This window comes from Cryobacterium sp. Y29 (assembly GCF_002929825.1).
Taxonomy (GTDB): domain Bacteria; phylum Actinomycetota; class Actinomycetes; order Actinomycetales; family Microbacteriaceae; genus Cryobacterium.
Window position 1 is genome coordinate 85,889 of record NZ_PJJN01000030.1, and the last position, 24,775, is coordinate 110,663.

19 protein-coding genes are annotated in these 24,775 nt (G+C 65.6%); 17 read left to right on the plus strand and 2 right to left on the minus strand.

Annotated features, from left to right (window positions below):
• From CXY74_RS06355 to CXY74_RS06370, 4 genes are all read left to right on the plus strand, one after another.
• Positions 1-1,005: an iron-siderophore ABC transporter substrate-binding protein gene (locus tag CXY74_RS06355; RefSeq protein ID WP_104199655.1), complete on the plus strand. Its 1,005-nt coding sequence runs from the start codon at positions 1-3 to the stop codon at positions 1,003-1,005.
• A gap of 275 nt (positions 1,006-1,280) precedes the next feature.
• Positions 1,281-2,174, plus strand: coding sequence for an ABC transporter substrate-binding protein (locus CXY74_RS06360; RefSeq protein ID WP_104199656.1), 894 nt, complete (start codon positions 1,281-1,283; stop codon positions 2,172-2,174).
• A 19-nt stretch (positions 2,175-2,193) separates the two neighbouring features.
• A complete protein-coding gene (locus tag CXY74_RS06365) occupies positions 2,194-3,177 on the plus strand; it encodes an amino acid ABC transporter permease (protein ID WP_104199657.1) in 984 nt (327 codons plus the stop codon).
• 23 nt (positions 3,178-3,200) lie between these two features.
• Positions 3,201-3,953: an amino acid ABC transporter ATP-binding protein gene (locus CXY74_RS06370; RefSeq protein ID WP_146070083.1), complete on the plus strand. Its 753-nt coding sequence runs from the start codon at positions 3,201-3,203 to the stop codon at positions 3,951-3,953.
• Between the two features lie 101 nt (positions 3,954-4,054).
• On the opposite strand, the gene hrpA is transcribed toward CXY74_RS06370, so the two are convergent.
• Positions 4,055-8,152 carry an ATP-dependent RNA helicase HrpA gene (hrpA, locus tag CXY74_RS17910; protein ID WP_233193243.1) on the minus strand — a complete coding sequence of 1,366 codons (4,098 nt, stop codon included), beginning with the start codon at positions 8,150-8,152 and terminating at the stop codon, positions 4,055-4,057.
• Positions 8,153-8,253: 101 nt separating this feature from the next.
• Here hrpA and CXY74_RS06385 point away from each other — a divergent pair, with 101 nt between their 5' ends.
• The 5 genes from CXY74_RS06385 (at position 8,254) to CXY74_RS06400 (ending at position 14,809) form a co-directional block, all read left to right on the plus strand.
• Positions 8,254-9,087, plus strand: a complete 834-nt coding sequence (locus tag CXY74_RS06385; protein ID WP_104199659.1) for an aldo/keto reductase — start codon at positions 8,254-8,256, stop codon at positions 9,085-9,087.
• A gap of 161 nt (positions 9,088-9,248) precedes the next feature.
• Entirely contained in the window at positions 9,249-9,914 is a 666-nt protein-coding gene (gene pnuC, locus CXY74_RS06390) for a nicotinamide riboside transporter PnuC (RefSeq protein WP_104198247.1), read from the plus strand.
• 393 nt (positions 9,915-10,307) lie between these two features.
• On the plus strand, positions 10,308-12,527 hold the full coding sequence (locus CXY74_RS06395) for a thioredoxin domain-containing protein (protein WP_104199660.1): 2,220 nt from the start codon (positions 10,308-10,310) through the stop codon (positions 12,525-12,527).
• A 48-nt stretch (positions 12,528-12,575) separates the two neighbouring features.
• Positions 12,576-12,704, plus strand: a complete 129-nt coding sequence (locus tag CXY74_RS18190; RefSeq protein WP_255409521.1) for a hypothetical protein — start codon at positions 12,576-12,578, stop codon at positions 12,702-12,704.
• A 308-nt stretch (positions 12,705-13,012) separates the two neighbouring features.
• Positions 13,013-14,809 (plus strand): stealth family protein, encoded by a 1,797-nt coding sequence (locus tag CXY74_RS06400; protein WP_104199661.1) that lies wholly within the window; start codon positions 13,013-13,015, stop codon positions 14,807-14,809.
• On the opposite strand, the gene CXY74_RS06405 is transcribed toward CXY74_RS06400, so the two are convergent.
• Positions 14,739-15,677, minus strand: a complete 939-nt coding sequence (locus CXY74_RS06405; protein WP_104199662.1) for a phosphodiesterase — start codon at positions 15,675-15,677, stop codon at positions 14,739-14,741. The two genes, CXY74_RS06400 and CXY74_RS06405, sit on opposite strands and share 71 nt — an antisense overlap.
• A 274-nt stretch (positions 15,678-15,951) precedes the next feature.
• On the opposite strand from CXY74_RS06405, the gene CXY74_RS17525 reads away from it, so the two are divergent.
• From CXY74_RS17525 to CXY74_RS06440, 8 genes are all read left to right on the plus strand, one after another.
• Positions 15,952-16,092, plus strand: a complete 141-nt coding sequence (locus CXY74_RS17525) for a hypothetical protein (protein WP_158252308.1) — start codon at positions 15,952-15,954, stop codon at positions 16,090-16,092.
• A 120-nt stretch (positions 16,093-16,212) separates the two neighbouring features.
• Complete coding sequence (locus CXY74_RS06410; RefSeq protein ID WP_104199663.1) at positions 16,213-17,079, plus strand: phosphatase PAP2 family protein; 867 nt, start codon at positions 16,213-16,215, stop codon at positions 17,077-17,079.
• 50 nt (positions 17,080-17,129) lie between these two features.
• The gene (locus tag CXY74_RS06415) at positions 17,130-18,350 is read left to right on the plus strand and encodes a type III polyketide synthase (RefSeq protein WP_104199664.1); all 1,221 of its coding nucleotides are present in this window, start codon (positions 17,130-17,132) and stop codon (positions 18,348-18,350) included.
• Complete coding sequence (locus CXY74_RS06420) at positions 18,351-19,214, plus strand: class I SAM-dependent methyltransferase (RefSeq protein ID WP_104199665.1); 864 nt, start codon at positions 18,351-18,353, stop codon at positions 19,212-19,214. It begins immediately after the preceding gene.
• Positions 19,207-20,385 carry an NAD(P)/FAD-dependent oxidoreductase gene (locus CXY74_RS06425; protein ID WP_104199666.1) on the plus strand — a complete coding sequence of 393 codons (1,179 nt, stop codon included), beginning with the start codon at positions 19,207-19,209 and terminating at the stop codon, positions 20,383-20,385. The genes CXY74_RS06420 and CXY74_RS06425 overlap by 8 nt, the downstream gene beginning before the upstream one ends.
• Positions 20,386-20,425: 40 nt before the next feature.
• The gene (locus CXY74_RS06430) at positions 20,426-22,033 is read left to right on the plus strand and encodes a methyltransferase (protein WP_233193245.1); all 1,608 of its coding nucleotides are present in this window, start codon (positions 20,426-20,428) and stop codon (positions 22,031-22,033) included.
• A 226-nt stretch (positions 22,034-22,259) separates the two neighbouring features.
• Entirely contained in the window at positions 22,260-23,063 is an 804-nt protein-coding gene (locus CXY74_RS06435) for an SDR family NAD(P)-dependent oxidoreductase (protein ID WP_104199667.1), read from the plus strand.
• 294 nt (positions 23,064-23,357) lie between these two features.
• The gene (locus CXY74_RS06440) at positions 23,358-24,770 is read left to right on the plus strand and encodes an NAD(P)/FAD-dependent oxidoreductase (protein ID WP_104199668.1); all 1,413 of its coding nucleotides are present in this window, start codon (positions 23,358-23,360) and stop codon (positions 24,768-24,770) included.
• Positions 24,771-24,775 lie beyond the last annotated feature (5 nt).

The following is a 24,775-nucleotide window of genomic DNA, read 5'->3' on the forward strand; positions in this document are numbered from 1 at the left end:
GTGTCCCGACGCCTGATCCTCACGCGTGTTGCCGCAGCGAGCATCCTCGCCCTGGGCCTGAGTGGTTGCACGGCCGCCAACGATGCGGCTGACCCTGCCGCCGACGCCGCGGCATCCGGCAGCTTTCCCGTCACCATCGAGCATGCCTTCGGTGAAACCACGATCGACTCGCAGCCCGCCCGCGTGGTGGCCTGGGGGTGGGGCAGCGCCGACGACGCGATCGCGCTCGGCGTGATCCCGGTGGCTATCCCGTTCCAGAGCTACGGTGGCGACGAGAACGGCGTGCTGCCGTGGATCGCCGAGGCCCTCACGGGTGAAAAGATGCCCGTCGTGCTGCCCGATACCCAGGAGCCGCCCTACGAAGACATCGCAGCAGCAGCCCCCGACGTGATTCTCGCCGCCTACTCCGGCATCACCGAGCAGGAATACGACCTGCTCAGCAAGATCGCCCCCGTTGTCGCCTACCCGGGCGAAGCCTGGGCCACTCCGTGGCGCGATCTGATCGAGATCACCGGAACTGCGCTCGGCAAGACCGACGAAGCGAGTGCCCTGCTCACGTCGATCGACACCGAAATCGCTGACCAGGCCGCCGCGCATCCCGAATTCGCCGGCAAGACCATCGCCCTCACGAGTGATAGCGCCGGCAGCTTCTACGTCTACAAGAAGCACGACCCGCGCGTCGATTTCACCCTCGACCTCGGCTTCGTCAGCGCGCCCGCCGTCGATGAGCTCGCAACCGACGAGGCGAGCTTCTACTACACGCTCAGCTACGAACAGCTCGACCAGCTCGGCAGCGACCTGCTGGTGAACTTCGGTTCCACCCAGGAGGAGTCTGACGCGTTCCTTGCCGCGAGCTACGCGCAGGCCATGCCGCAGGTGCAGGCCGGAACGGTCGCATCCCCGGTCGGCGCGGCCTTCATCACCTCGGTCTCCCCGCCCACGGGACTGTCGTTGTCCTGGGGCCTGGAAGACTACGTCGCCCTGCTCGCTGCCGCGGTCAAGTAAGGCTGTTTGTGAAACGGATGCCGCAGCGCCGGCTCGCTGCGGCATCCGTTGGCGTCTGCACCGAACGGCGACTCGGCGGCGTGTACAAAATGTTCGGTCTGAGGTCGGGGCCGTTTCGACGATAGATCCGGCGCAATCCGCTCGTCAAAATTTACGCCCTGGGGTAAACGCTCGAATTTGCCGCGCCGCGCTTGCACTAGGCTCGATAGGTCTTACCCGCGTGTAGGTTCATCGGCGAACCTGCGCATTTTCGACCATCCAGAGAAGGAAGTGCCATGCGCGCACGTTACATTGTTCCAGCATTCGCTGCCGTCGGCGTATTGCTGCTGACCGGCTGTGTCGACAACTCCACTCCGACCGCAACGACGCCGGCCGATGCTGCGAGCACCATCGAAGCGGATGCCGCCGCGGTCGCACTGCTGCCCGAGGACATCAAAAGCGCAGGGGTGCTCATCGTTGGAACGGACGCGGCCTACCCGCCGAACGAGTTCAAGGACCAGTCCGGTGCACCGATCGGCTGGGGCATCGAACTCGCTGACGGCATCGCCGCCAAGCTCGGCCTCACCACCGAGTACCAAATCGCGTCCTTCGACAACATCATTCCGAGCATCACCGGCGGCACCGTCGACATCGGTGAGTCCTCATTCACCGACAATCTGGAGCGCGAGAAGCAGGTTGACTTCGTCAACTACTACAACGCAGGAATTCTCTGGGCCGCGCCGACCGGATCAACCGTTGACCCCGACAATGCCTGCGGCATGACCGTAGCCGTGCAGGACAACACTGTGCAAGACACCGACGAGCTTCCCGCCAAGAGCGCGGCCTGCGTCGCGGCCGGTTTGGAGAAGATCGAGGTTCTGCCCTACGGTTCACAGGACGAGGCGACCAACGCGGTCATTCTCGGCAAGGCCGACGCGCTCAGTGCCGACTCCCCGGTCACCCTGTACGCCATCTCCAAGACTGACGGCAAGCTAGCGCCCGCCGGCGAAAGCTTCGACACGGCGCCATACGGCATCACGGTCGACAAGGGTTCCGAACTAACCAAGGCCGTGCAGGCTGCCCTTCAGTCGATGGTTGACGACGGCTCCTACGGCAAGATCCTCGATGCCTGGGGCGTCACCGACGGTGGCATCGACACCATCACCATCAACGCCGCGTCCAACGGCTAGAGCGTAAGCGACTCAGATTATGACTGACACGACCGCGACGGGCGTCAAGACGGAGCCCGGAATCAAGGCGATTCGCCTGCGCCACCCGTGGCGCAACACCTTCGCGGTCGTGTTGTTGCTTATCGTTGCGCTGTTCGTCGCGGATGCGGCGATGCGCCCGGCCTACGACTGGCCGGCGGTCGGAAAATACCTGTTCGATCAGCGCATCTCTCAGGCGGCGTTCGTCACCCTGCAACTCACGGTGTACTCGATGGTCATCGCGATCATTCTCGGGGTGACCCTGGCGATTATGCGGCTCTCGCCGAATCCGGTGGTCAACAGCATCGCCTGGGTCTACCTGTGGGTGTTCCGTGGCACGCCGGTCTACGTTCAGCTGGTGTTCTGGGGCCTGATCGGCACGATCTACCAGTCCGTCGACATTGGGCTGCCGTTCACCGAGCCCTGGGTGTCCTTCCCCACCCGGGTGGCGCTGAGCGCGTTCGTTCTGGCGATCGTCGGGCTGGCACTCAACGAGGCCGCCTACATGGCCGAAATCGTGCGTGCCGGGCTGCTCTCGGTGGACAGCGGGCAGGAAGAGGCAGCGACCGCGCTCGGCATGAGCTGGTTCCAGACGATGGTGCGCGTCGTCGTTCCCCAGTCGATGCGAGTGATCATTCCGCCGGCCGGCAACGAGGTCATCTCGATGCTCAAGACCACCTCGCTGGTGACGGCCATTCCGTTTACCCTCGAGCTGTACACGCGCTCCCGCGACATCGCTGCCGTGACCTTTGACACGGTGCCGATGCTCATCGTCGCGTCGATCTGGTACCTGTTCTTCACCTCCATTCTGATGGTCGGCCAGTACTTTCTCGAGAAACGGTTTGCCCGCGGCATCGGTGACCGTCGCCCGGACAAGAAAGCGGATGACGCGAGCGCGTCGCTCACGGGGGTCACCCCGGTCGTCAGCAGCGGCCAACCCACCGTTGTCTCGCCCGCCACCGACCCGCCGAAGGATGGCCGCTGATGGTTGCTGTAATCGACACCCCCATGGTGGTCGCCGACCGCGTCTCCAAGAGTTTCGGCTCCAACGAGGTGCTCAAGAGCATCTCGCTCGAGGTCAAGCGGGGCGAGGTCATGTGCCTCGTCGGGCCCAGCGGATCCGGTAAGTCCACATTTCTGCGCTGCATAAACCACCTTGAGGTCGTCTCGGCGGGCCGCCTCAGCGTTGACGGTGAGCTCATCGGCTACCGCGAAGTCAACGACAAGCTCTACGAGATGCGCCCGAAGGAAGCCGCCCGGCAACGCCGGGACATCGGCATGGTGTTCCAGCGGTTCAACCTGTTTCCACACATGACCGCGATGCAGAATGTGATGGAAGCGCCCATCCGGGTCAAGGGCTTGTCTAAGGCGGGCGTCGAGGCCAATGCTCGCGCCCTGCTGGCCCGGGTCGGTCTGGCCGAACGCGCCGATTACTACCCGGCGCACCTCTCCGGCGGCCAGCAGCAGCGGGTCGCGATTGCGCGCGCCCTGGCGATGGAGCCCAAGCTCATGCTGTTCGACGAGCCCACCAGCGCGCTCGACCCCGAGCTCGTCGGCGAGGTGCTCGACGTCATGCAGGGCCTGGCCCGCGACGGCATGACCATGATCGTGGTCACCCACGAGATGGGTTTCGCGCGCGAGGTCGCCGATTCCCTGGTCTTCATGGACGGCGGAGTGGTCGTCGAGAGCGGCGTGCCCACCGAGGTGCTCGCCAACCCGCAGCACCACCGCACCCAGGCCTTCCTCTCCAAGGTGCTCTAGCCTCGCACCCGCACCCGCACCAACGGACGGGGCCCGGGCCCCGTCCCCGGGCCCAGTTTATAGACTGGGCCCGGGGTCATAAGGTGGGCCTGGAGCGCGCACTATCCGGCGAGCGCCTTCTGAATGCGTTGCAGCGAGACGGGCTCCGCCGCCCTGAGCTCCTGCGCGAACAGGCTGATGCGCAGCTCTTCGATCATCCAGCGGGCGCGCAGAACGGATGCCGCGGCATCCGCTTGGAGCGGCATGGTACCGCCAGCGTTCTCGAACCGGGCGGTGGCCGCCTGGGTTTCGTTCATCCAGACCCGGTCGCGGCTCGGATTGTCGACGAGTTTGGGTACCCGGGCGCTGATGCCACCGAGGTAGCGCGGCAGGTGGCGCAGCTGGGCGAGACCGGTTGCGCTGACGAAGCCGGGGTAGACCAGGGCGGTGAGCTGCTGGCGGGCATCGCTGATTCCCGGCAGCAGCGCCATGCTGGTTGCGGCCTTGAGCGCCTTATCAGCCAGGCGCTGAGCGGTGAGGATGCGGGCGACCAATCCGACCGTTTCGAACATGGAATCCATCACCACCCCGGACACCCGATCACGGATGGTGTCGAACTCCGCCTTCATGAACACCTGGCCGCCCGGGCGCACCCGAAACAATACGTCGTCGACCGCGGCGGCAAGGCAATCCGCAAACAGGGCCTGCGTGGTTGTGTATGGGCTGGTCGCGAGGCTGAGCTTTTCGGCGGCGGTGAGGTGCTGCTGTACGTACGCGGCGGGTGACGGCGTCGCGAGCAGCAGCAGCCGGCGCACGCCACGGGGCAGAGCGCGGGCCTGCTCCAGCTCGGTGCTCATCATGCGAATAGAAACGGATGCCCCATCATCGACGAGGGTCGGATACCCGCGAATCGTGTTGTCACCCTGCTTGGTGTCCAGGAAGCGGGGGAGTTCACCGAGGTCCCAGGTCGTGAGGCCGCCGCGCTCGATCGCGTTGATCGGTGCAGCGGCGCTCGTCGCCTTCGCGACACTGTCGCGCACCCGGGTGCCGAGCCGGCGTTGCAGGTCGGCGAGGTCCTTGTCGGCGGCGACCGTGCGACCGCGCTCGTCGGTGACGACGAAGGTCATGCGCAGGTGCGCGGGAATTCGGTCGAGCTCGAAATCGCGCATGCTGACCGGCACGTAGGTGAGCTTCTGAATCAGTGCCGCGAGCGTCTCGGCGAACGATGCTTCGGGCACCGCTGTCGGCAAGGCCTCGACGATGCCGGGCTCGCCGGGCAGTTCGCCCAGCAAGCGAGCGGCCCAGTCGGCAGCGGGGACGACATTACGCCGGATACTTTTCGGCAGCGACTTGATCATGGCAGTGACGAGTTCGGCGCGAAGGCCGGGCACCTGCCAGTCGAAACCGTTCGGTGACAGGCGGGCCAGTAACGCGAGCGGAATACGCACGGTCACTCCGTCATCCTCTTCGCCGGGCTCGAAGCGGTAACCCAGGTTCAGGCGCTGGTCACCCTGCTGCCAGCTCGGCGGAAAGAGTCCCTCGTCGATCTCGGGGGAGTCCTCGGCCACGAGGGCCTCGGCGGTCATCGTGAGCAGGTCGGGGGTGTCGAACCTGGCCGTACGCCACCAGCCCTCGAAGCTCTTGGTCGACGACACCTCGGCTGGAATACGACGCTGGTAGAAGTCGAAGACGGCTTCGTCATCAAAGAGGATGTCCCGGCGCCGGGTGCGTTCCTCCAGCTCGGCCAGTTCCTCCCGCAGCCGTGCATTGGCGCGTTCAAACGCCCACATGCCGGGGTCTCCCGTTTGGCCGGGCCGTCCGCCACGGCTCGCGCTCGAGCCGATGGCGGGCGCGCCATCGGATCGGCCGGAACCGCGCCCACTCGACGCTGTGCCGCCATCGACCGCGATGCCGACGCGTTCGTTGCGCGACGGCCCGCGACCGCCGCGATCCGCTTCCTTCTCCGCCGCAGGCGATTGCGGCCCCGAGGCCCGGTCCCACTCCCCGGCGACCAGCGCGTGCCGAATGAACAGCTCGCGGGCGTAGGCCGCGTCGATCCGCGAGAACTGCACCCGACGGCGCGCCACGATCGGCACGCCGTACAGCGTCACTCGTTCGTAGACCACGGCGGCGCCCTGCTTCATCTCCCAGTGCGGTTCGGAGTAGCTGCGCTTGCACAGGTTGCCGGCAAGCGGTTCCGCCCAGGCTGGATCGACGACCGCGTTCATGCGGGCGAACAGCCGGCTGGTCTCGACCAGTTCGGCGCTCATGACCGCGTTCGGCTGTTTCTTGGCCAGGGTCGATCCGGGAAAGAGCACAAAGCGCTGCGCTCGAGCGCCGACGTAGTCCTTCTTCGCGACGTCTTTCAGGCCGATGTGCGAGAGCAGCCCAGCGAGCAGCGAACGGTGGACGCCGTCGGGGTTCGCGCTCGGCTCACCGAGGTGCAGGCCGAGCGGCTTGGCCAGCTGGCGCAACTGCCGCAGCACGTCCTGCCACTCGCGCACCCGCAGGTAGTTGAGGTATTCGTTCTTGCACAGGCGTCGAAAGGCACTCGAACCGAGTTCGGACTGCTGCTTCTCGAGGTAGTTCCAGAGGTTGAGCAGGCTGAGAAAGTCGCTCGTGGGGTCGGCGAACCGGGCATGGAACTGGTCGGCCTGGGCGCGACGCTCGAGCGGGCGCTCCCGCGGGTCCTGGATGGTGAGTCCGGCCACGATCGCCATGACCTCCCGGCTGGTGCCCTGCGTCTTCGATTCGATCACCATGCGGCCAAAGCGCGGGTCGATCGGCAGTTGCGCGAGTTGCTGGCCGATACGGGTGAGGCGCGGGGTGGCCGGGCCGGTGGTGACGGCCGGCGCCGCGGCATCCGTTTCACCGCGGGCAGCGCCGCGACCGCTCTTGGTACGCCCGGCGCCCCCGGCCTCGATGGCGCCGAGTTCAGCGAGCAGGTCAAGGCCGTCCTTGATGTTGCGGCTGTCCGGCGGGGTCAGAAAGGGGAACGAGGCGATGTCGCCGAGGCCGAGCGAGATCATCTGCAAAATGACGGCGGCGAGGTTCGTGCGCAAAATCTCGGGCTCGGTATATTCCGGGCGGCGCATATAGTCTTCTTCGGAGTACAGCCGAATCGCGATACCGTCGCTGGTGCGCCCGCTACGGCCGCTGCGTTGGTTGCCGGAGGCTTGTGAGATCGCCTCGATCGGCAGTCGTTGCACCTTGGAGCGCACGCTGTAGCGGCTGATGCGCGCGGTTCCCGCGTCGATGACATAGCGGATGCCCGGCACGGTCAGGCTGGTTTCGGCCACGTTGGTCGCGAGCACGATGCGTCGTTTCACCCCCGCCACGGTCGACGGCTGGAACACCCGGTGCTGGTCGGCCGACGACAGTCGGCCGTAGAGCGGCAACACCTCGGTCGGGTTACGGCTGGCTGAGGAGGCGTACTTGCCCTGCAGCGCGTCGGCGGCGTCGCGAATCTCGGTCTCGCCGGAGAGAAAGACGAGTACGTCGCCGTTGGACTCCCGTTCGAGCTCGTCAAGAGCCGCGGTGATGCCCTCGATGTAGTCACGGTCAACCGGGGGAGCGGAGTCGGTCGTGTCGTCATCGTCGTCGAGTCCCGGCTCGGCGACGAGTGGTCGGTAACGAATCTCGACCGGAAAGGTGCGGCCAGACACTTCAACGACCGGCGCCGGGGTGCCGTCGGCGGCGGCGAAGTGTTTCGCGAAACTGGCCGGGTCGATGGTGGCCGAGGTGATGATGAGCTTGAGATCGGGGCGTTTGGGCAGCAGCTGCCGCAGGTAGCCGAGTAGAAAGTCGATGTTGAGGCTGCGTTCGTGCGCCTCGTCAATGATGATCGTGTCGTACTTGCGTAACATGCGGTCGCGGTGAATCTCATTCAAGAGGATGCCGTCGGTCATCAACTTGATGCGGGTGTCGGCGCCGACCTTGTCGGTGAACCGCACCTGGTAGCCGACCAGTTGCCCGACTTCCTGCCCGAGCTCCTCGGCGATCCGTTCGGCGATGGTGCGCGCGGCGAGCCGGCGCGGCTGGGTGTGGCCGATGTTCTTGCGGCCGAGCTCCAGACAGATCTTGGGCAACTGGGTGGTCTTGCCCGACCCGGTCGACCCGGCGACGATCACGACCTGGTTATCGCGAATCGCGCGGGCGATGTCGTCCCGACGCTGGCTGACCGGCAGTTCGGGTGGGAAGGTGATATTCAGCGTTTCCATGAAGACTTAATATTACGTCGACTGCATCGCTGCTTTCGCGGCGAGTGAACATTAGGTGTTCACGGGGGTTGATGCAGAACACAAGCCAATAGGCTGACGGGATGACGAAATCTGTTCCCACCATCACCCTCAACGACGGCCACACGATTCCGCAGCTCGGTTTCGGCGTGTTCAAGGTCGAACCCGACGAAACCACCCGCATTGTGGCCGACGCGCTCTCGGTCGGCTACCGCCACATCGACACCGCCGCCATCTACGGCAACGAAGAGGGCGTGGGCAAGGCCCTTGCTTCCTCCGGCATCGACCGCTCCGAACTGTTCATCACCACCAAACTCTGGAACGACCGGCAGGGCACCCAGTCGGCCTTCGATGCGTTCGAGGAGAGTCTCGAGAAGCTTGGCCTCGATTACGTCGACCTCTACCTGATCCACTGGCCGGCCCCGGCCAACGACAAATTCGTCGAGAGCTGGAGAGCTCTCGAGAAGATTCAGGAGTCCGGCCGGGCCCGCTCCATCGGCGTCTCGAACTTTCTGGTGCCCCACCTTGACCGCCTGCTGCATGAGACGAGCATCGTGCCGGCCATCAACCAGATCGAGCTGCACCCGGCGCACCAGCAGCCAGAAGTCACTGCTTTCGCCCGCGAGAATGGCATCAAAATCGAAGCCTGGGGCCCGCTCGGCCAGGGCAAGTACCCTCTGTTCGAGGAGCAAGTGATAGCGGATGCTGCCGATGCGCACGGCAAGTCGCCCGCACAGGTCGTCATTCGTTGGCACCTGCAGGTCGGCAACATCCTGTTCCCCAAGTCGAACCGGGTGGAGCGCATGACCGAGAACTTCAACGTCTTCGACTTCGAACTCACCCACACCGAGGTCGCCATGATCTCCGCCCTGGAGCGCGCCGGCCGCGTCTCGGCGCACCCCAACGAGGTGAACTAGCCCGCAGCATGCATGTGAGGCCGTGGCCCCGCCGACTCATGGTCGGTGGGGCCACGGGCGTGTGCCCGGCCGGATTCGACCCGCCAGCGGCGTACATTGGGATGCGTTGCGTTTTTTGAGGCGCGGGCGCGCTCGTCTGCGCCGATAGGCAGAAAGATCCCATGAATCCGATTGAATGGCTGTTCGACGCCCAGTTGCAGATCGGTACCCAGACCATTCTCTGGCGCGAGGTCGTCGGCAATGCGTTCGGAATCGCGAGCGCGGTCGGCGGCATGCGTCGCAAGATCTGGGCCTGGCCGGTGGGCATTATCGGCAATGCGCTGCTGTTCACCGTGTTCCTCGGCGCCGTTTTCGGTACACCCAACCCGGTGAACCTGCTCGGGCAGGCTGGCCGCCAGATCATGTTCATCGTTGTGTCGATCTTTGGTTGGGTGCAGTGGCGCCGCAGCCGCGACTCCGCGGTTCAAGTGGCCGTCGTGCCGCACTGGGCCAGCAATCGCACGCGTGTTCTGCTGGGTCTCGGCCTCGTCGCTGGCACGCTGGTGCTCACCCCGATCTTTCGCGCGCTCGGCTCCTTCGAGCCGGTCTGGGCGGATGCCTGGATCTTCACCGGCTCCCTGCTTGCGACCTACGGCATGGCCAAGGGCTGGACCGAATTCTGGCTCATCTGGGTGGCCGTCGACATCGTCGGGGTGCCGCTATTGATCAGCGCCGGCTACTACGCCTCCGCCGTGCTGTACCTGTTCTACGGGGCCTTCACCGTCATCGGGTTCATCGTCTGGGTGCGGGTGCATCGCCGCGCCCAAGCGCTTACGCTACGTCGTTGAGCGTCTTCTCCATCGCCGTGAGCCGGCTCTCAATCAGTCGCAACTGTTCTGTAACGTCGCGTTGGGCGGTAATACCCTCCCGCATCAATTGCAGGGTCTCCTGGGTCCTTGCCACGCTCGCGCCATTTCGTCCCTCTGTCTCCAATCCACACGAGAACCACGAAGCATCCGGGGATAGCCCGCCCGAACAAAGTTTTGATTGTCAAACAAACATTTGATGTCGACTTTTTCTAGATGAAATCGTCCGACGGTTTATTTTGCGAGCACATGAGTGGATTTCTGATTCATCACCAGAACATTTTTCGCTACAGTGTGCCAATTTATTATCACGTTTGCTGAGGTAGCGACCGAGCGCGGGTACCCTAATGTGCGCGGTCGGAGCACAATGGAAGAATGCCCAACCATCTCGTTGATGCCATCAGTCCGTACCTGCGTTCCCACGCAGAAAACCCGGTGCACTGGCACAGCTGGGGCATCGAAGCCTTTGTCGAGGCAAAAAAACGTGATCTGCCCGTTCTCGTATCGATTGGATACTCGACCTGCCACTGGTGCCACGTGATGGCCAGGGAAAGCTTCAGCGATCCAGACATCGCCGACTATCTCAACGAGCACTTCGTGAGCATCAAGGTGGACCGCGAGGAACACCCCGATGTCGACGCGAGCTACCTCGCGGCCGCGAGCGCCTTCGTGCAGGGCCTCGGCTGGCCACTCAACGTGTTCGTCACGCCCGACGGGCAGGCCTTCCATGCCGGAACGTATTTTCCCCCGGTCGGTCAGCCGGGACATCCATCATTTCGCGACGTACTGTCCGCGGTGACGGATGCCTGGCTCACCCGCCGTGAGGAGGTGACGGCGGGCGCAGCTCGCGTAGCGGAAGTGCTCGCCGAGTCTGCTCGGCAGCTTGCCGCGGGGTCGGAGTCGGTTGGAGGGGACGGTTCCGCGGATGACGCCCGGCCCAGCGCGGAAGAACTCGACCACGCCGTTGCGGAGCTCGTCGGCTTCGAAGACACCCTTTTCGGCGGCTTCGGCGGCGCGCCGAAGTTTCCGGCGTCGCCGACGCTCTCCTTTCTGCTCGGACACGGCAGGGTGTCGAGGCGCGATACCGAGGACGCCCCCGAGCCCGACACCGCGCCGAGTAGTGCGGCCCCAAGCGACGGCACCGACCTTGCGCTGCGCACGCTCAAGATCATGGGTGCATCCCCGCTGCGGGACCCGATCGAGGGTGGCTTCTTTCGCTACGCGGTCAACCGGGATTGGAGCGATCCGCACTACGAACGTATGCTCTACGACAACGCTCAACTGCTTGGCCTCTATACGCGCGCCTGGATGCTCACCGGCGGGACGTGGGCGCGCCACGTAGCCGAGGGCGTCGCGGGTTTTCTCACTGATGTGATGCAGCTCCCGAGCGGCGGGTTCGCCAGCGCGCAAGACTCTGAAAGTACGGTTGATGGCGTGCGGGTCGAGGGTGGCTACTACGCGCTCGAGGCGAGTGAGCGCCAGAAGCAAATTCCTCCCGCACTAGACGAAAAGGTGCTGACCGGCTGGAACGGCCTCGCCATCCAGGCCCTGGCCCGGGCCGGTTTCGTCTTCGACCGCCCCGACCTCATCAGCGCCGCCCGTCGTGCCGCTGAGTACCTGCACGAGCAACACGAGCGCGCCGACGGTACCCTCGTGCGCGCCTCTGTTGCCGGTGTAGACGCAGCCCGGGTCCAAGCGCACCGCACCGCCCGCGACGGTGCTGCTGCCGATGATATCGCTGCCGACGCCACTGCTGCCGGTCGGGCCACCTTCGGCCGCACGTCAGCGGCCAAAGCCACGCTGGAGGACTACGGCATGTACTCACGGGGGCTCCTCGAACTCGCACTCGTCACCGGTGACGTGACCTACGCCAGCCGGGCTCGCCGCCTGCTCGACAGCACGATATCAAACGCCCCTTCCGCCGCCGAGTCGTCGCAATCAGCGACTCGGGCCGGAGCCAGTGGCACACACCAATCTGTCATTTTCCGCCCGCCGCACGGCGCGGATCCGGTGCTCAGGGCGCAAGGGCTGGTCAGCGCCGTCGATCCCTCCGAAGGCGCCTACCCGTCGGGACTGTCCTCGAGCGCCGACGCCGCCGTGTTGCTGTACCGCCTCACCGGCGACGATCGCTATCGCCGGGCCGCGCAGGCTGGCCTCAGTCTGGTGGCCTCACTCGCACCAAAGCAACCGCTCGCCTTCGGCGCCGCACTGCACCTGTTCGACGAACTGAGCACCGCGATCGAGCAACTCGTTATCGTCTCGCCCGACCGAAGTGACGAAAACCAGCAGACCGTCACATTGCAGACCGTCACACCGCACCCCGTCACACTCTCCGATCTTGCGCGGCGGCATCCCGCGCATGTCGTCGCATCCGTTTCAGAGACCCAGGCCCGGGCCTTCGCCGCCGCCGGCTTCGCCCTGTTCGACCACCGCGCCGCGCCGAGCGGCCTGCCCACCGCGTATCTCTGCCGCGATTTCGTCTGCCAGCTGCCGGTGACCGGCCCGGGCGAGCTGCCGTTGCCGGCTGCGATGACCGACCTGATCGCTCGCATTGTGGCCGAACGGCAACACCCCGATTCGGCGCCCACGCACTGACGGCGGGCAACCCGTCCCATATCCGGAAAGCCCGCCGAAAGAACCGTCATGGTTTTTGAAATCAACATCTGGGCCGGATTCACCGCAGCCCGCGCGGTCACGCACGACGCGTTCGACCGCCGCCCGGCCGGCCTCACCGGCTCCCCCTCGCCCCAGAACGGGTGGCGAGTTTGTTGATGGCACTGATCATGGGCCTCGTCGGTATCGCCGCGCGCTGACCCCGCTCAACCGGCTGAACGGGTGCCACAGCATCCGTCCATGCGCGGTCGGTCGCGGCAACGAATTGCCGACGTCAAGACGTACACTAAGTACACAAACCACCGCGTTTCACAAAACGCCAGTCGCTCATCGAGAACCTCGTCGCTTCTCGAGAAGATCGTCGCTGCGAAACACCCTGATTCATTCACGCCGGCAATTTCGATGCATTCTTCGGTGTTAGCCCTGGCTGGCCCACGATCGAGTGCACCACTTTCTCAAGGAGGACCATGGCGACACGCGATATCCCCGAGGCACAACCCGAGACTTCCAACCAGGGCTATGCCGATACTTTCGACGGTGACATTTTTGACACCGACGCCTTTCGCCCCGACTCCGTCGGATTCGACTCGAGCGACCCTGAACCCCCCACCAATACCGGGCTGATTCCGACCCTGTCCCTCAGCAGTGAACCCGAGTTGGTGTTGATAACACCGGATGCCCGCACCCGTCGCTTCGACCGTGACGATCTCGTCGTGCGCAAGGGCGAGATAGCCCTCATCAACGGCCACTACACGCCGCACGAGTCCATGGTGAAGGACCTCGTGGCCGTGTACGACGCCCTCACCGCTGCTGGCATCGACTTTCTGCTCGTGCGCGGCGACCACAACCGGCCGGTCATCGCCGTCGACCGCAAACGACGCAAGGAAATCACCAAGGTATTGAGCCGGGCGTTCGCCAACGAGCCCTTTTATGCCAAGCCGCTCGACGGCAACGTCAGCCAGCAATTTCTGCTCGCCGACGGCGCTCTCATTACGCTGCGCAAATCCTCCGTGTTTCGCGTCTACCGGCCGCGCATCGAACCGATCGGCCGCCTGCGCTACGGCGCCCAGACCGCGTTCCAGCTGGAACTGTGGCGCTTCGGCGAAGACGAAATAATCGCCCCCGTGGAAAACGCCCTCATGCGCACCCGGTTGCCGCGCTCTGAAGCCCGTGAAACGACGATCGACCTGTACGGGCGCTCCTGGCTGACCCTGCAGAACATGTTCGACGACCTGGCAAGCGACGTTTCTTTCGACATCGACCTTGTGTTCAGCTGGGTCGACGGGTCGAGCGACGAATTTCAGCGGGAACGTGCCAAGCGTATGAAGGCCTACGTCATCGGCGAGGGTGACGATTCCGACGCCCGTTTTCGCCAGATCGACGAGCTCAAGTACGCGCTGCGAAGCGTGTATATGTTCGCCCCGTGGATTCGACGTATCTTCATCGCGACCGATTCGCCCGCGCCGGAGTGGCTAGCCGAGCATCCGCGGGTCACGATCATGCGCAGTGAAGACTTCTTCGTTGACACGAGCGTGCTGCCCATTCATAATTCGCACGCCGTGGAAAGCCAACTGCACCACATTCCGGGCCTGGCCGAGCACTTTCTATACTCGAACGACGACATGTTCTTCGGTCGCCCGGTCGGTCCAGAGCTGTTCTTCTCGCCGGGCGGGGTAACCAAGTTCGTCGAGGCAGCCACTCGTATCGGTCTGGGCGAGAACGACCCGACCCGCAGTGGATTCGAGAACGCCGCTCGGGTGAATCGGGCGCTGTTGCACGGGCGCTTTGGCAAGGTCACCACTCGGCACCTCGAACACACGCCGGCGCCCATGCGCAAGAGCGTGCTGCTTGAGCTGGAACAGGAGTTTCCCGAGGACTTCAGCCGCACTGCCGCCAGCCGGTTCCGCTCGGCGACCGACATCTCGGTGACTAACTCGCTCTATCACTACTACGCCTTGATGACTGGTCGCGCGGTCGCCCAGACGCAGGTGCGCTCGCTGTATATCGAGACCACGCTGCGCATCGCCCTGCGACAGATGAATCATTTGCGCAAGCATCGCGATCAGGACATGTTCTGCCTGAACGACGGCAGTCGCCCGGAAATCTCCACCGAGGTGCGCCGCGCCGCGGTGACGGAATTTCTGGAACTGTACTTTCCGATCGTGGCACCGTGGGAACGGGCCAGCCCGGCGACTAGCGCAGAACCGGGATCGGCCTGGTCATCGGGGGCTCGCGCAGTGCGGGCAGAGTTGCCGACGGCGTAGTCTCGACGCCGGAAGCGTGCAGGCGACGCGCGCTTTCGGCGGCATCGACGTATTCCAGCGTTGGATGCTGGCCGAGTGGCACCACGGAGTGCAGCACGGTGCTAGGGAAGACGTGCACCAGGTTGAATGCGCGAGCGCCGTCTCGACCGAGGGTGCCGCCGACGGGAACGTTGAGGTCCTGGGTGTAGCAGGTCGCTGACGAAACCGACACGGGGATGCCCGCGAACATCGCCATCGACGAGTAATGCAGGTGACCGGCGATGATACTGCGCACGTCGGAACCGCGCAGCACCTCGGCCAGACGCTCCTGATCGCGCAACTCAACGGCGGTGGCCAGGTCGAGCACGCTCGGAATCGGCGGGTGGTGCATGGCCAGAATGGTGCCGTCGGGCGCGGGCACGCGCAGTTCTTCGGCGAGCCAGAGCAGCTGCTGGTCGGTCACTGCGCCGTGGTGATGGCCCGGAACGGACGTATCGAGGGTGATAATTCGCAAACCATTGAGGTCATAGGACCGGTCGATGGGCGATTCACTGGGCAGTTGGTCGAGCAGTTCAGCGCGAAACGCCGAGCGATTGTCGTGGTTGCCCATCACCCAGATAACGCGGGCGCCGAGACGTTCAGCGGCTGGCTCGACGATTGCCCGCAGCAGTTCGTAGGCACCCGGTTCGCCCTTGTCGGCTAGATCGCCGGTGAAGACGATGGCCTCGGGGCGGGCGCCAGAGGCCTCGACCTCGGCGAAAAGGTCGGCCAGATGGATTTCAGCGTTGACGCTGCCATAAAGCTTCGAGCCTCCCGCCAGCAGGTGGGTGTCGCTCAGGTGTAACAGAAAGTGGTCCGGCCGGGGGAATTCAGCCGTTCGAATGCTCACAGAGCGTCCATTCGTTTGTCGCGGGCGTGCTCAAGCTGGCGCGTCGTCACGATTATTCTCACTATTCGATCAGAAGTTCTTGAACAACGGGTGTACGCCACACATCAATCGGACATTGCAGGGGTAAATGGGCAAAAAGTTTGTTCGATCAGTGATGGCGCTGCACTGGCGGCCCGGCTACACCGCGCTACGAGGCGGTTTCGCCCGGCGGCAACGGCGACGGTAACGTTTTCTCCGGTGTCATCAACGGTTCAGTGAGGGTGTCCCGGGTTTTGTGATCAGTGACGTCGTGTTCGACGGCAAGCGGATGCATGCTCAGACAGACGTCGTCGTCGACGACGCGACGCGCATCCTCACGAAGTCGGCTGCGATCACCGTCGAGCAGGCAGGGGGCTCGACATTGCGGGACGTATAGCCGGGGCTGGTGTTGCGGCCCCGGCCCGATCACAGGCGACACTGTGCCTTCCCGAAACACGTGGCATGCTTGACCGTGCGCAATTGGTTACCTCGAAGCTCCCTCCGGCAGGGACCGCTGATGTACCTCGTCGGGGCATCGTTGACCGCGTTCGCCTTCTTTAGCCTCTATCTTTTCTTCGTGCGCAGCCACGCCGGCCAGGAGGCCGACCAGCTCGCGTATGACGGCGCCGAATTCGGTCGCCTCAGCATCACGCCGTTCACCGGCCGGGTGCTCGACTCTGTGCCGGATATCGCCGTGGTATTCGGGGTGGTCCTGACCGCGATCATCGCGCGGGTGCGCCGCAACTGGCGCACCCTGATCGTTGCGCTGGTCGCGGCCGCGGCGGCCACGGCGTCGGCCCAACTGCTGAAATACGGGATCCTGGCCCGGCCCGACCTTGCGGTCGAGGGGTATGCCGGAAATTCATTCCCGTCGGGGCATACGACGGTGGCGGCGGCATCCGCTCTCGTGGTGTTTCTGGTCGCGAGCCCGCGCCTACGCCCGATGGTCGCCGGCTGGGGCACAGCCTTCGCCGTGCTGGCCGGTGTGGCAACGCTCGCCAACCAATGGCATCGACCGAGTGACGTCATCGCAGCCCTGCTCTGGGTCGCCCTGTGGGGGTGCCTCGCCGGGGCGGTTCTGGCCTGGCCGCGCCCGGGCATCGTGACGCGAGCCGGTACTGCGACCCCGGCCCCGACAACCCGGCGCCGGGAATTCACCGGGCTGCGCCACTCGACGGTTCGCATTGTTCGGTGGGTATCGATTGGCTGTGGGGCGTTCTCTGCCGTGGCGTTCATCGCGACTCTCGTGTTGGACAGCAGCCTGTTCGAGCGCGTCGGCACGCTGGGAACCGTCGTCGCCTACCTGGGTGGAGTGGCGGCCATCGTGACGGCCGGTCTGCTGCTCGCGCTCAGCGGAACCCGGCTGTTTGCCCGCCTGCACTAGATTCATCGCCGAGGGGTGTACTCAATCAGAGCCACGTGCGAGACTGACTCATGGCCGTCACGCTAAGAGCGATCCAGACTGTAGTTCCCCCGACGATTCTGATTCAAGAGCAGGTGCGCGATATCTTCGCTGCCCAGCCGGGGCTGAGCCGACTAGCTCAACGGCTGGTCAGCACGAGTTTCAACGTGTCGGGCATCGAGACCCGACACACCGTCATCGACGAACTCACCATCGACAACGATGCGGCCGAACCACGTTTCTTCGATGCGCGCCAGCAGCTTCTGCTGGTGCCGAGCACCAAAGTGCGCAACGAGCTCTACATCACCGAGGCCACCAAACTCTTCGTCGAGGCTGGCCGCCGGGCGCTCGCCGCCTGCCCCGACATCCGGCCCGACGAGGTGACCCACGTCGTCACCGTCTCCTGTACCGGGTTTTACGCGCCCGGCCCCGACTACATGCTGGTGCGGGAGCTCGGGCTGAAGGCCAGTACCCAGCGTTACCACCTGGGATTCATGGGCTGCTACGCAGCAATGCCGGCCCTTCGCACCGCAAAGCAGTTCGTCGAGGCTGACCCGAACGCGGTCGTGCTCGTGGTGAGCGCGGAACTCTGCTCGCTGCACCTGCGCACCTCGAACGACCCGGACACCATCGTTGCCTCCTCGCTATTTTCTGACGGTGCCGCCGCCGGCATCGTTAGCGCCAGAGCCCCGCTGCCCGGCGAGAAGGCCCTCGGCCTCGACCTGTTCGAGACGGTGATCACCCCGGTCGGCGAAGGCGACATGGCGTGGAAGATCGGCGATGAGGGCTTCGAGATGATTTTGAGCACGTATGTGCCGCACATCATCGACGAGCACATCGAGGGAGCCCTCGCCCCACTGTTCGCCCGCGATGCGTCAATTACCGAGCAGCTCGCCGCTGGGCTCCACGAGGAAACGAGCGAATCAGCTGCGGGAGGTAGTGAGGCCGCCCATGTTCTCACCCTCGCGCCCCCGGCCTCGCTCAGCTCGGTGATCGAGCACTGGGCCATCCACCCGGGCGGCCGAAGCATTCTCGACAAGACCGAAGCAAAGCTCGAACTGCGCGCCGACCAGCTGAATCCATCGCGAGAGACTCTGCGCACCAACGGCAATATGAGCAGCGCGACCATTCTGTTCGTGATGAAATCCATTCTCGACGGCGCGGCCACCGCCGATGGCGAACGGGTCTGCGCCATGGCGTTCGGGCCCGGCCTCACCGTGGAGTCCGGCCTGATGACTGTGATCGAGGGCTGAATGGCCCTTCCCTCGCTCCGCGTGCGAGCGCACAGGGCCGTGGAACTCATGGATTCTCCGCTGTGCGACCCGGCCATGCTCACCCGCACCTATCAGGATTTTCGCGTGGTCAACGCAGTCGTGTCTGGCTGGTGGAAGATCTATCGCCGCAGTATCCGCCCCGCTCTGTCAACGACGACCGAGATGACGCTGCTCGACGTTGGCTCCGGCGGCGGCGATGTGTCGCGGGCGCTGGCTCGCTGGGCCGTGCGCGACGGCCTGCGGCTCAAGGTGACCGGCATCGATCCGGATGCCCGCGCGCACGTGTTCGCGACCAGTCAGCCGAAAATCGTCGGGTTGTCATTTCAGCGGGCGCTGAGTTCTGACCTCGTAGCGGACGGCGAGCGCTTCGACTTCGTGGTCTCGAATCACGTGCTGCACCATTTGAGCGTCGACGAGCTGAAAGGGTTGCTCTTGGATTCGGAGGCGCTCGCCCGTCGCCGGGTGCTGCACGCCGACCTCGAGCGGTCGAATTTCGCCTACCTCGGGTTCGCGGCAGCGACGTCGCCGTTCTTTCGGCACTCCTACATACGCCCCGACGGGCTCACCTCGATTCAACGCAGCTATACCGCCGAAGAATTGCGGGCGGTTGTGCCCGCCGAGTGGACCGTGTCGCGCGGCCTCCCCTCGCGGTTGGAGCTGCGCTGGGAAGCTCCGACGCGGCCGGCAACGACCGCGGCTGAGTCCGCGCTGCATGTCGCGCCAGATGCTCCAGAGGCGCCAGAGGCGACAGAGGCGACAGAGGCGACAGAGGCGCCAGGGCCTGTGGGCAAACGATCAGGGTCTGATTCGGTGTCAGAGGCAGAAAGAACATCGGATGCGTGACGTGGTTATCGTCGGTGGGGGACCGGTGGGCACGATGCTCGCCTGCGTCCTCGCCGTCGGCGGGCTCGACGTCGAGGTGCTCGAGCAGCGTGCGCAGCCGTCGCTGCGCTCGCGGGCAATCGGCATCCACCCGCCGTCGCTGCGGGCACTCGCCGCAATCGGTGTTGCTGACGCCCTCCTGGAGCGAGCCGTGCGCATTCGCGCGGGGGAGGTGCGCTCCGACGGCCGTAAGCTCGGGCAGCTGTCGTTTGAACGGGCAGCGCCGGGATATCCGTTCGTGGTCGCCCTGCCGCAGTACGAGACGGAGGCCCTGCTGCGCGCGCGGTTCGACGAACTCCGGCCCGGACGATATCGCAGCGGCGTGACGATGACCGGGGTGCGCGACCGCGGTGACGCCGTCGCGGTGTCCACCGATTCCGGCCCGATCGAGGCTCGCTATGTGATCGGGGCCGACGGAGGGCGCAGCCGAGTACGCGAGGCGGCGGGCATCGCGTGGCGGCAGCTCGGGCGCAGCGAAACCTATCTCATGGGCGACTTCGTCGACACTGCCCCGACGAGCACCCATCCCGGCGCGGTGCTCTATTTCGAGCGCGGTGGCGTGGTCGAGTCGTTTCCGCTGCCCGATGGTCGTCGCCGCTGGGTGGCCATGACCGATTTTCTCGCAACGGATGCCGACAGCGCCGACCTGGCCGCGCTTATTCGTCATCGAACGGGGGTGCGTGTGGTCGAACCCCTCGGGGCCGCCAGCGCGTTTGCCGTACAGCAGAGGCTGGCCCGGCGCATGCATTCGAAATCGCTGCGCGTTCCGGGCAGGCCGATGTCCGGTCCCCGGGATGCGGGCCGCATCGTGCTGGTTGGCGACGCGGCGCACGAGATCAGTCCGATCGGCGGGCAGGGCATGAATCTCGGCTGGCTCGATGCCGTTGCACTCGCGCCGGCGCTGCAGCGGGCGTTGCTCGATCCGGCGGCGGCGGCATCCGTTTTGGCAACGTACGACCGCACCCGTCGCAGTGCAGGGCGTCGCGCTGCCCTGCAGGCCGGATTCAACATGAATATGGGCCGCCCCGCCCACGGTGCGCGGCTCCGCGCCCGCAATGCGGTCGTGCGCTCACTCACGTTGCCGCCGGCCAACGAGGTCGTTGCCCGCGCGTTCACCATGCGCTGGCTGTGACTGGTGCGGGCACCGGCCGCGCATCGAGTTGAATAGATGGGTGACTTCTGCAACTCTGATACCTCGCCTGCGCACCGACCTCGCTGCCGCCCACTTCTCGGTTCCCGGCCTGACCGGCCTGTGGGGGATCGAAGCGGATGCCGCGCTGCACCGCAACCAGAGGGTTCCGGCCCGGCGGGCGCTCGCCGCCCTCGCTGTCAAACTCGGCCGGAACGAGCCCGCCGCGACCCTGGCCCGGCTGTTCCTGCTCGGTGACCCGGTTTCAAGCGCGGACCTCGACGCCGCGCTGCCGTCGCTCGGGGCTGCCGGAGCCCTGGAGCTGAGTCTTGTGGCCGCCGACGATGACTCGCGCGTGCGCCCGCTCGTCGACTTGCGCCCGTATACCTTCATCGACGCCCACGGCGCCGACAGCTGGTGGATCGTGAGCGATCTCGGGGAGCTGGCGCTGGGGCATGCGCTCGGTGAAACCCATGTTCTCGGCATCGGCGGGGCGTCCCGCACCCTGAGCGGACTCATGATGCCAAACCCGGTGGAGCGCGCGCTCGACATCGGCACCGGCTGCGGAATCCAGGCCATGCACGCCTCCCGGAACGCCGAGCATGTCGTTGCGACTGATATCTCGGTGCGGGCGCTCGAGCTCGCGGCGCTGAACGCGACGCTCAACGAGATCGACAATATCGAGTTTCGGTTCGGCAGCTTGTTCGAGCCGGTGGTGGGGGAGAAGTTCGATCACATCATCTCGAATCCGCCGTTCGTGATCACACCGCGGGCTGAGGGTGTGCCGAGCTACGAGTATCGTGACGGCGGAATGGTCGGCGACGCGCTGGTCGAGGCCGTCGTGCGCGGGGCCGCCGACCATCTCACGCCCGGCGGCGTCGTGCAGCTGCTCGGTAATTGGGAATACCACGGCGAAATGGATGCCTTCGAGCGGCTCGAGCGCTGGCTCACGCCCGCGAGGCTCCCGGGGGCCGGCACGCCCGCGACATTCCCGGCGGCCGCACCGGCCGCATCCTCGCCGGCACTCGACGCGTGGATCATCGAACGTGAAGTGCAATCGCCGGGCCAATACGCCGAAACCTGGATTCGCGACGGCGGCACCCAGCCCGGCCCCGACTTCGACCGGCTGTACGACGCCTGGTTACAGGACTTCGACGCGCGCGGCGTGCGCCGGGTCGGGTTCGGCTACCTACTGCTGCGGCTGCCTCACGCGGGGCTTGCCGCCCCCACCCTGCGTCGCCTCGAACGGATGCCCGACGCCCTCGGCCACAACCCGGCCGGCCTCGGCGCGCACCTCGCCGAGTGCCTCGCCGCCCACGACTGGCAGGCTCAAACGGAGGACGCACGCCTGTTGCGCACGCAGCTCACCGTGGCTACTGACGTCACCGAGGAACGCCACTACTGGCCCGGTCAGCAGGATCCGACGCTCATGACCCTGCATCAGGGCAGTGGATTCGGCCGTTCGGTTCCCCTCGACACGGCACTGGCCGGGCTGGTCGGCGCCTGCGACGGCGAGCTCGCCGTCGGCGCCATCATCGGCGCTCTCGCCCAGCTGCTCGCGGCAGACGAGGCAGCGCTGACCGCCGAACTCCTGCCGAAGGTGCGTGGGCTGCTCGTCGACGGCTTCCTGTTGTTGCCCCAGCCCGCCTAGCACCGCGGCCCCGCCCCGCGCATAACTCCTGCAAAGTGCCCACGCCCCAGAAAATTCGGCCGGAATTCCGGGCATCCGCTTGGCACCGGTCACAAATTGCAGGAGTTATGCGCCGACACCGGGCGCCGACACCGGGCGCGGGCACAGGAAACGGGAACGGGGGCGCCGACACCGGGGCGCGGGAACGGGGCGCGGGCGCCGGGGGCGCAGGCGCTAACCTGACGCCATGACTTCTGCACACCCGCTTCCGGTTGCCTTCGACCTCGGCGGGCGCACCGCGCTTGTCACCGGGGCGGGGAGTGCCACCGGCATCGGCTTCGCTGCAGCACGGATGCTCGGTGAACTCGGCGCCCGGGTGATTCTCACCGGAACGACGGCGCGGGTATTCGACCGCGCGGAAGAACTCACCGCCGACGGCCTCGATGCCGTCGGAATCGTCTGCACCCTCGACTCGGCCGCCGACGCTGCGGGGCTGGAGGCGGCCCTCAGCGCGGGCGGGCACAAGCCGACGATTCTCGTGAACAACGCTGGCATGGTCGCCGTCGGCGACGCTGAGATGGGCCACGGCGACATTCTGACCAGCCCTGCCGAGTGGGATCGGGGCCTTGCCATCAACCTGTCCACGGCCTTTCACGCCACGCGCGCCGTGATCAGTTTCATGCGCGCGGCCGGCTGGGGCCGCATTGTGACGGTGTCGAGCGTGAGCGGATCGATCATGGCGAGTCGCGGCGATGTCGCCTACGCCGCGGCGAAGGCCGGCTTGGTGGGGCTGACCCGAGCCCTCGCCGTCGACGAAGCCGGTGCCGGCATCACCTCCAACGCCGTCGCTCCTGGCTGGATCGCGACCGGCTCCCAACTCACGAGCGAGGCCCTGGAAGGTGCGCTCGTACCGGCTGGTCGCAGCGGTACACCGGGAGAGGTCGCATCCGTCATTGCATTTCTCGCCTCGCCCGGAGCCGCCTACGTCACCGGGCAGGTGATCGTCGTCGACGGCGGAAACTCCGTGGCTGAGCAACGTCGCCCGGCCTGACCTCCAGGTCTTCGGGGTGGCCCGGCGCTGGGCCAGGAAACCGCCAAAGCCCGCGTCGTTCTCGATCTGCACCAAGATCGGCTTGCCCGCTTCGACCAAGCACTGCCGTTATTGAGTGGATGCTGCCCCGTGACCCCAGCCGGTTCACCGGTTAGTTGGTCAGATAACTAACTAACGACCTTCAGGATAAAGTGCCAGCCCGCACGGTCTGCGGTAGTTTGGACTCATGACTGGCGCCGTACTGAACAACCACGGGCGCGCGCCCGAGATCAGCCGTTCTGAAACAGACCGATCGTGAATCGACGCACTTTTCTGCTCGGCACGGCGTCGGGATTTTCGGTCTTGGCGCTCGCCGCGTGCGTGACGCCGCAGCCGGTGCCGTCACCGTCCGTTGTGCCATCCACGCTGACACCGTCGATCGTGCCCCAGCCGCTCACGGTCTCCCGGACCAACTGGTCGAGCGACCCCTTCTCCCGCGGATCCTTCAGCTACGCCGCCGTCGGAGCTACCCCTGAGCACCGAATGGACCTCGGTCAGTCCGTCGACGCCCGCGTGTTCTTCGCCGGTGAAGCTACCGCGGCTGAGGAGCCCGGAACCGTGCAGGGCGCGCGTGCCTCTGGCCTGCTGGCGGCCAGCGAGGTGCGTGACGTCGCGGCCCCGGGGGAACGCATCACCATTATTGGTGCCGGAATTGCCGGCATCACGGCGGCTCGCCAACTCGTCGACGACGGCTTCAACGTGGTCGTCATCGAGGCGCGGGATCGCATCGGCGGGCGTATCGACACCGTCAGTGGCGACTGGCCGTTTCCGATCGAACGGGGCCCCTCGTTCGTGCATCGAACGTCGGTGGATTTTCTGGACGACGAACTGACCGCCCTCGGGGTGAAGCTCTTACCGTTCGCGCACACGCCAGAGGTGCGCACCCGGGCCGGGGCTGTCGTGGACGTGTCGCCGCTGGGTACTCAAGCCGTAGCCGGCGCGCTCAGCTGGGCGGCCAGTCAGCAGCAGGATGTCTCGGTCGAACGCGCCCTGATTGATTCGGGCGAGGCAAGCCTGTCGAAGACCCCGAACGCCGAAGGCCTCTCGGATGCCGACTGGCTCGAGTACGAAATCGCTACGAAACTCAAGGTCGAATCCGGGGCCACCCCGAGCCAGCAATCGGCCTGGTACACAACCGACATCGCGAGTAGCGACGACGATCAAATCGTGATCGGTGGATACTCGACCCTGCTCACCAGCGATGCGGAAGGCCTCGAACTGTTGCTCTCCCAGGTGGTCAACCGTGTGGCCCACGACAACAACGGCGTGAGCCTGCGCCTCGGCACCGGAGAGTCGTTGTCCGCCGATCGAGTCATCGTGACCGTGCCGCTTGGTGTGCTGAAGGATGCGGCGATCGAATTCTCGCCGGCGCTGCCGTTTTCTCACCGAGGTGCGATCGCCGCCCTCGGCATGGGCGTGGTCGATAAGATCTGGCTGCGCTTCGACGTGCCGTTCTGGGACACGTCGGCCAGGCTCTGGACCATCGTCGGCGAAGACGCCGACTTTCCGGTTTGGATCAACATGATGCCGCTCACCGGCGAACCCGTTCTGATGGGCCTGGTCGCCGCCGAAAACGCGACCAGGCTATCCGAGCTCGATGATGACGCCTTTCTCGCAGCAGCGCTCACCGGCCTCGAGCCGTTCCTCGCGGTGCCTGACGCGAAGTAGCCCAA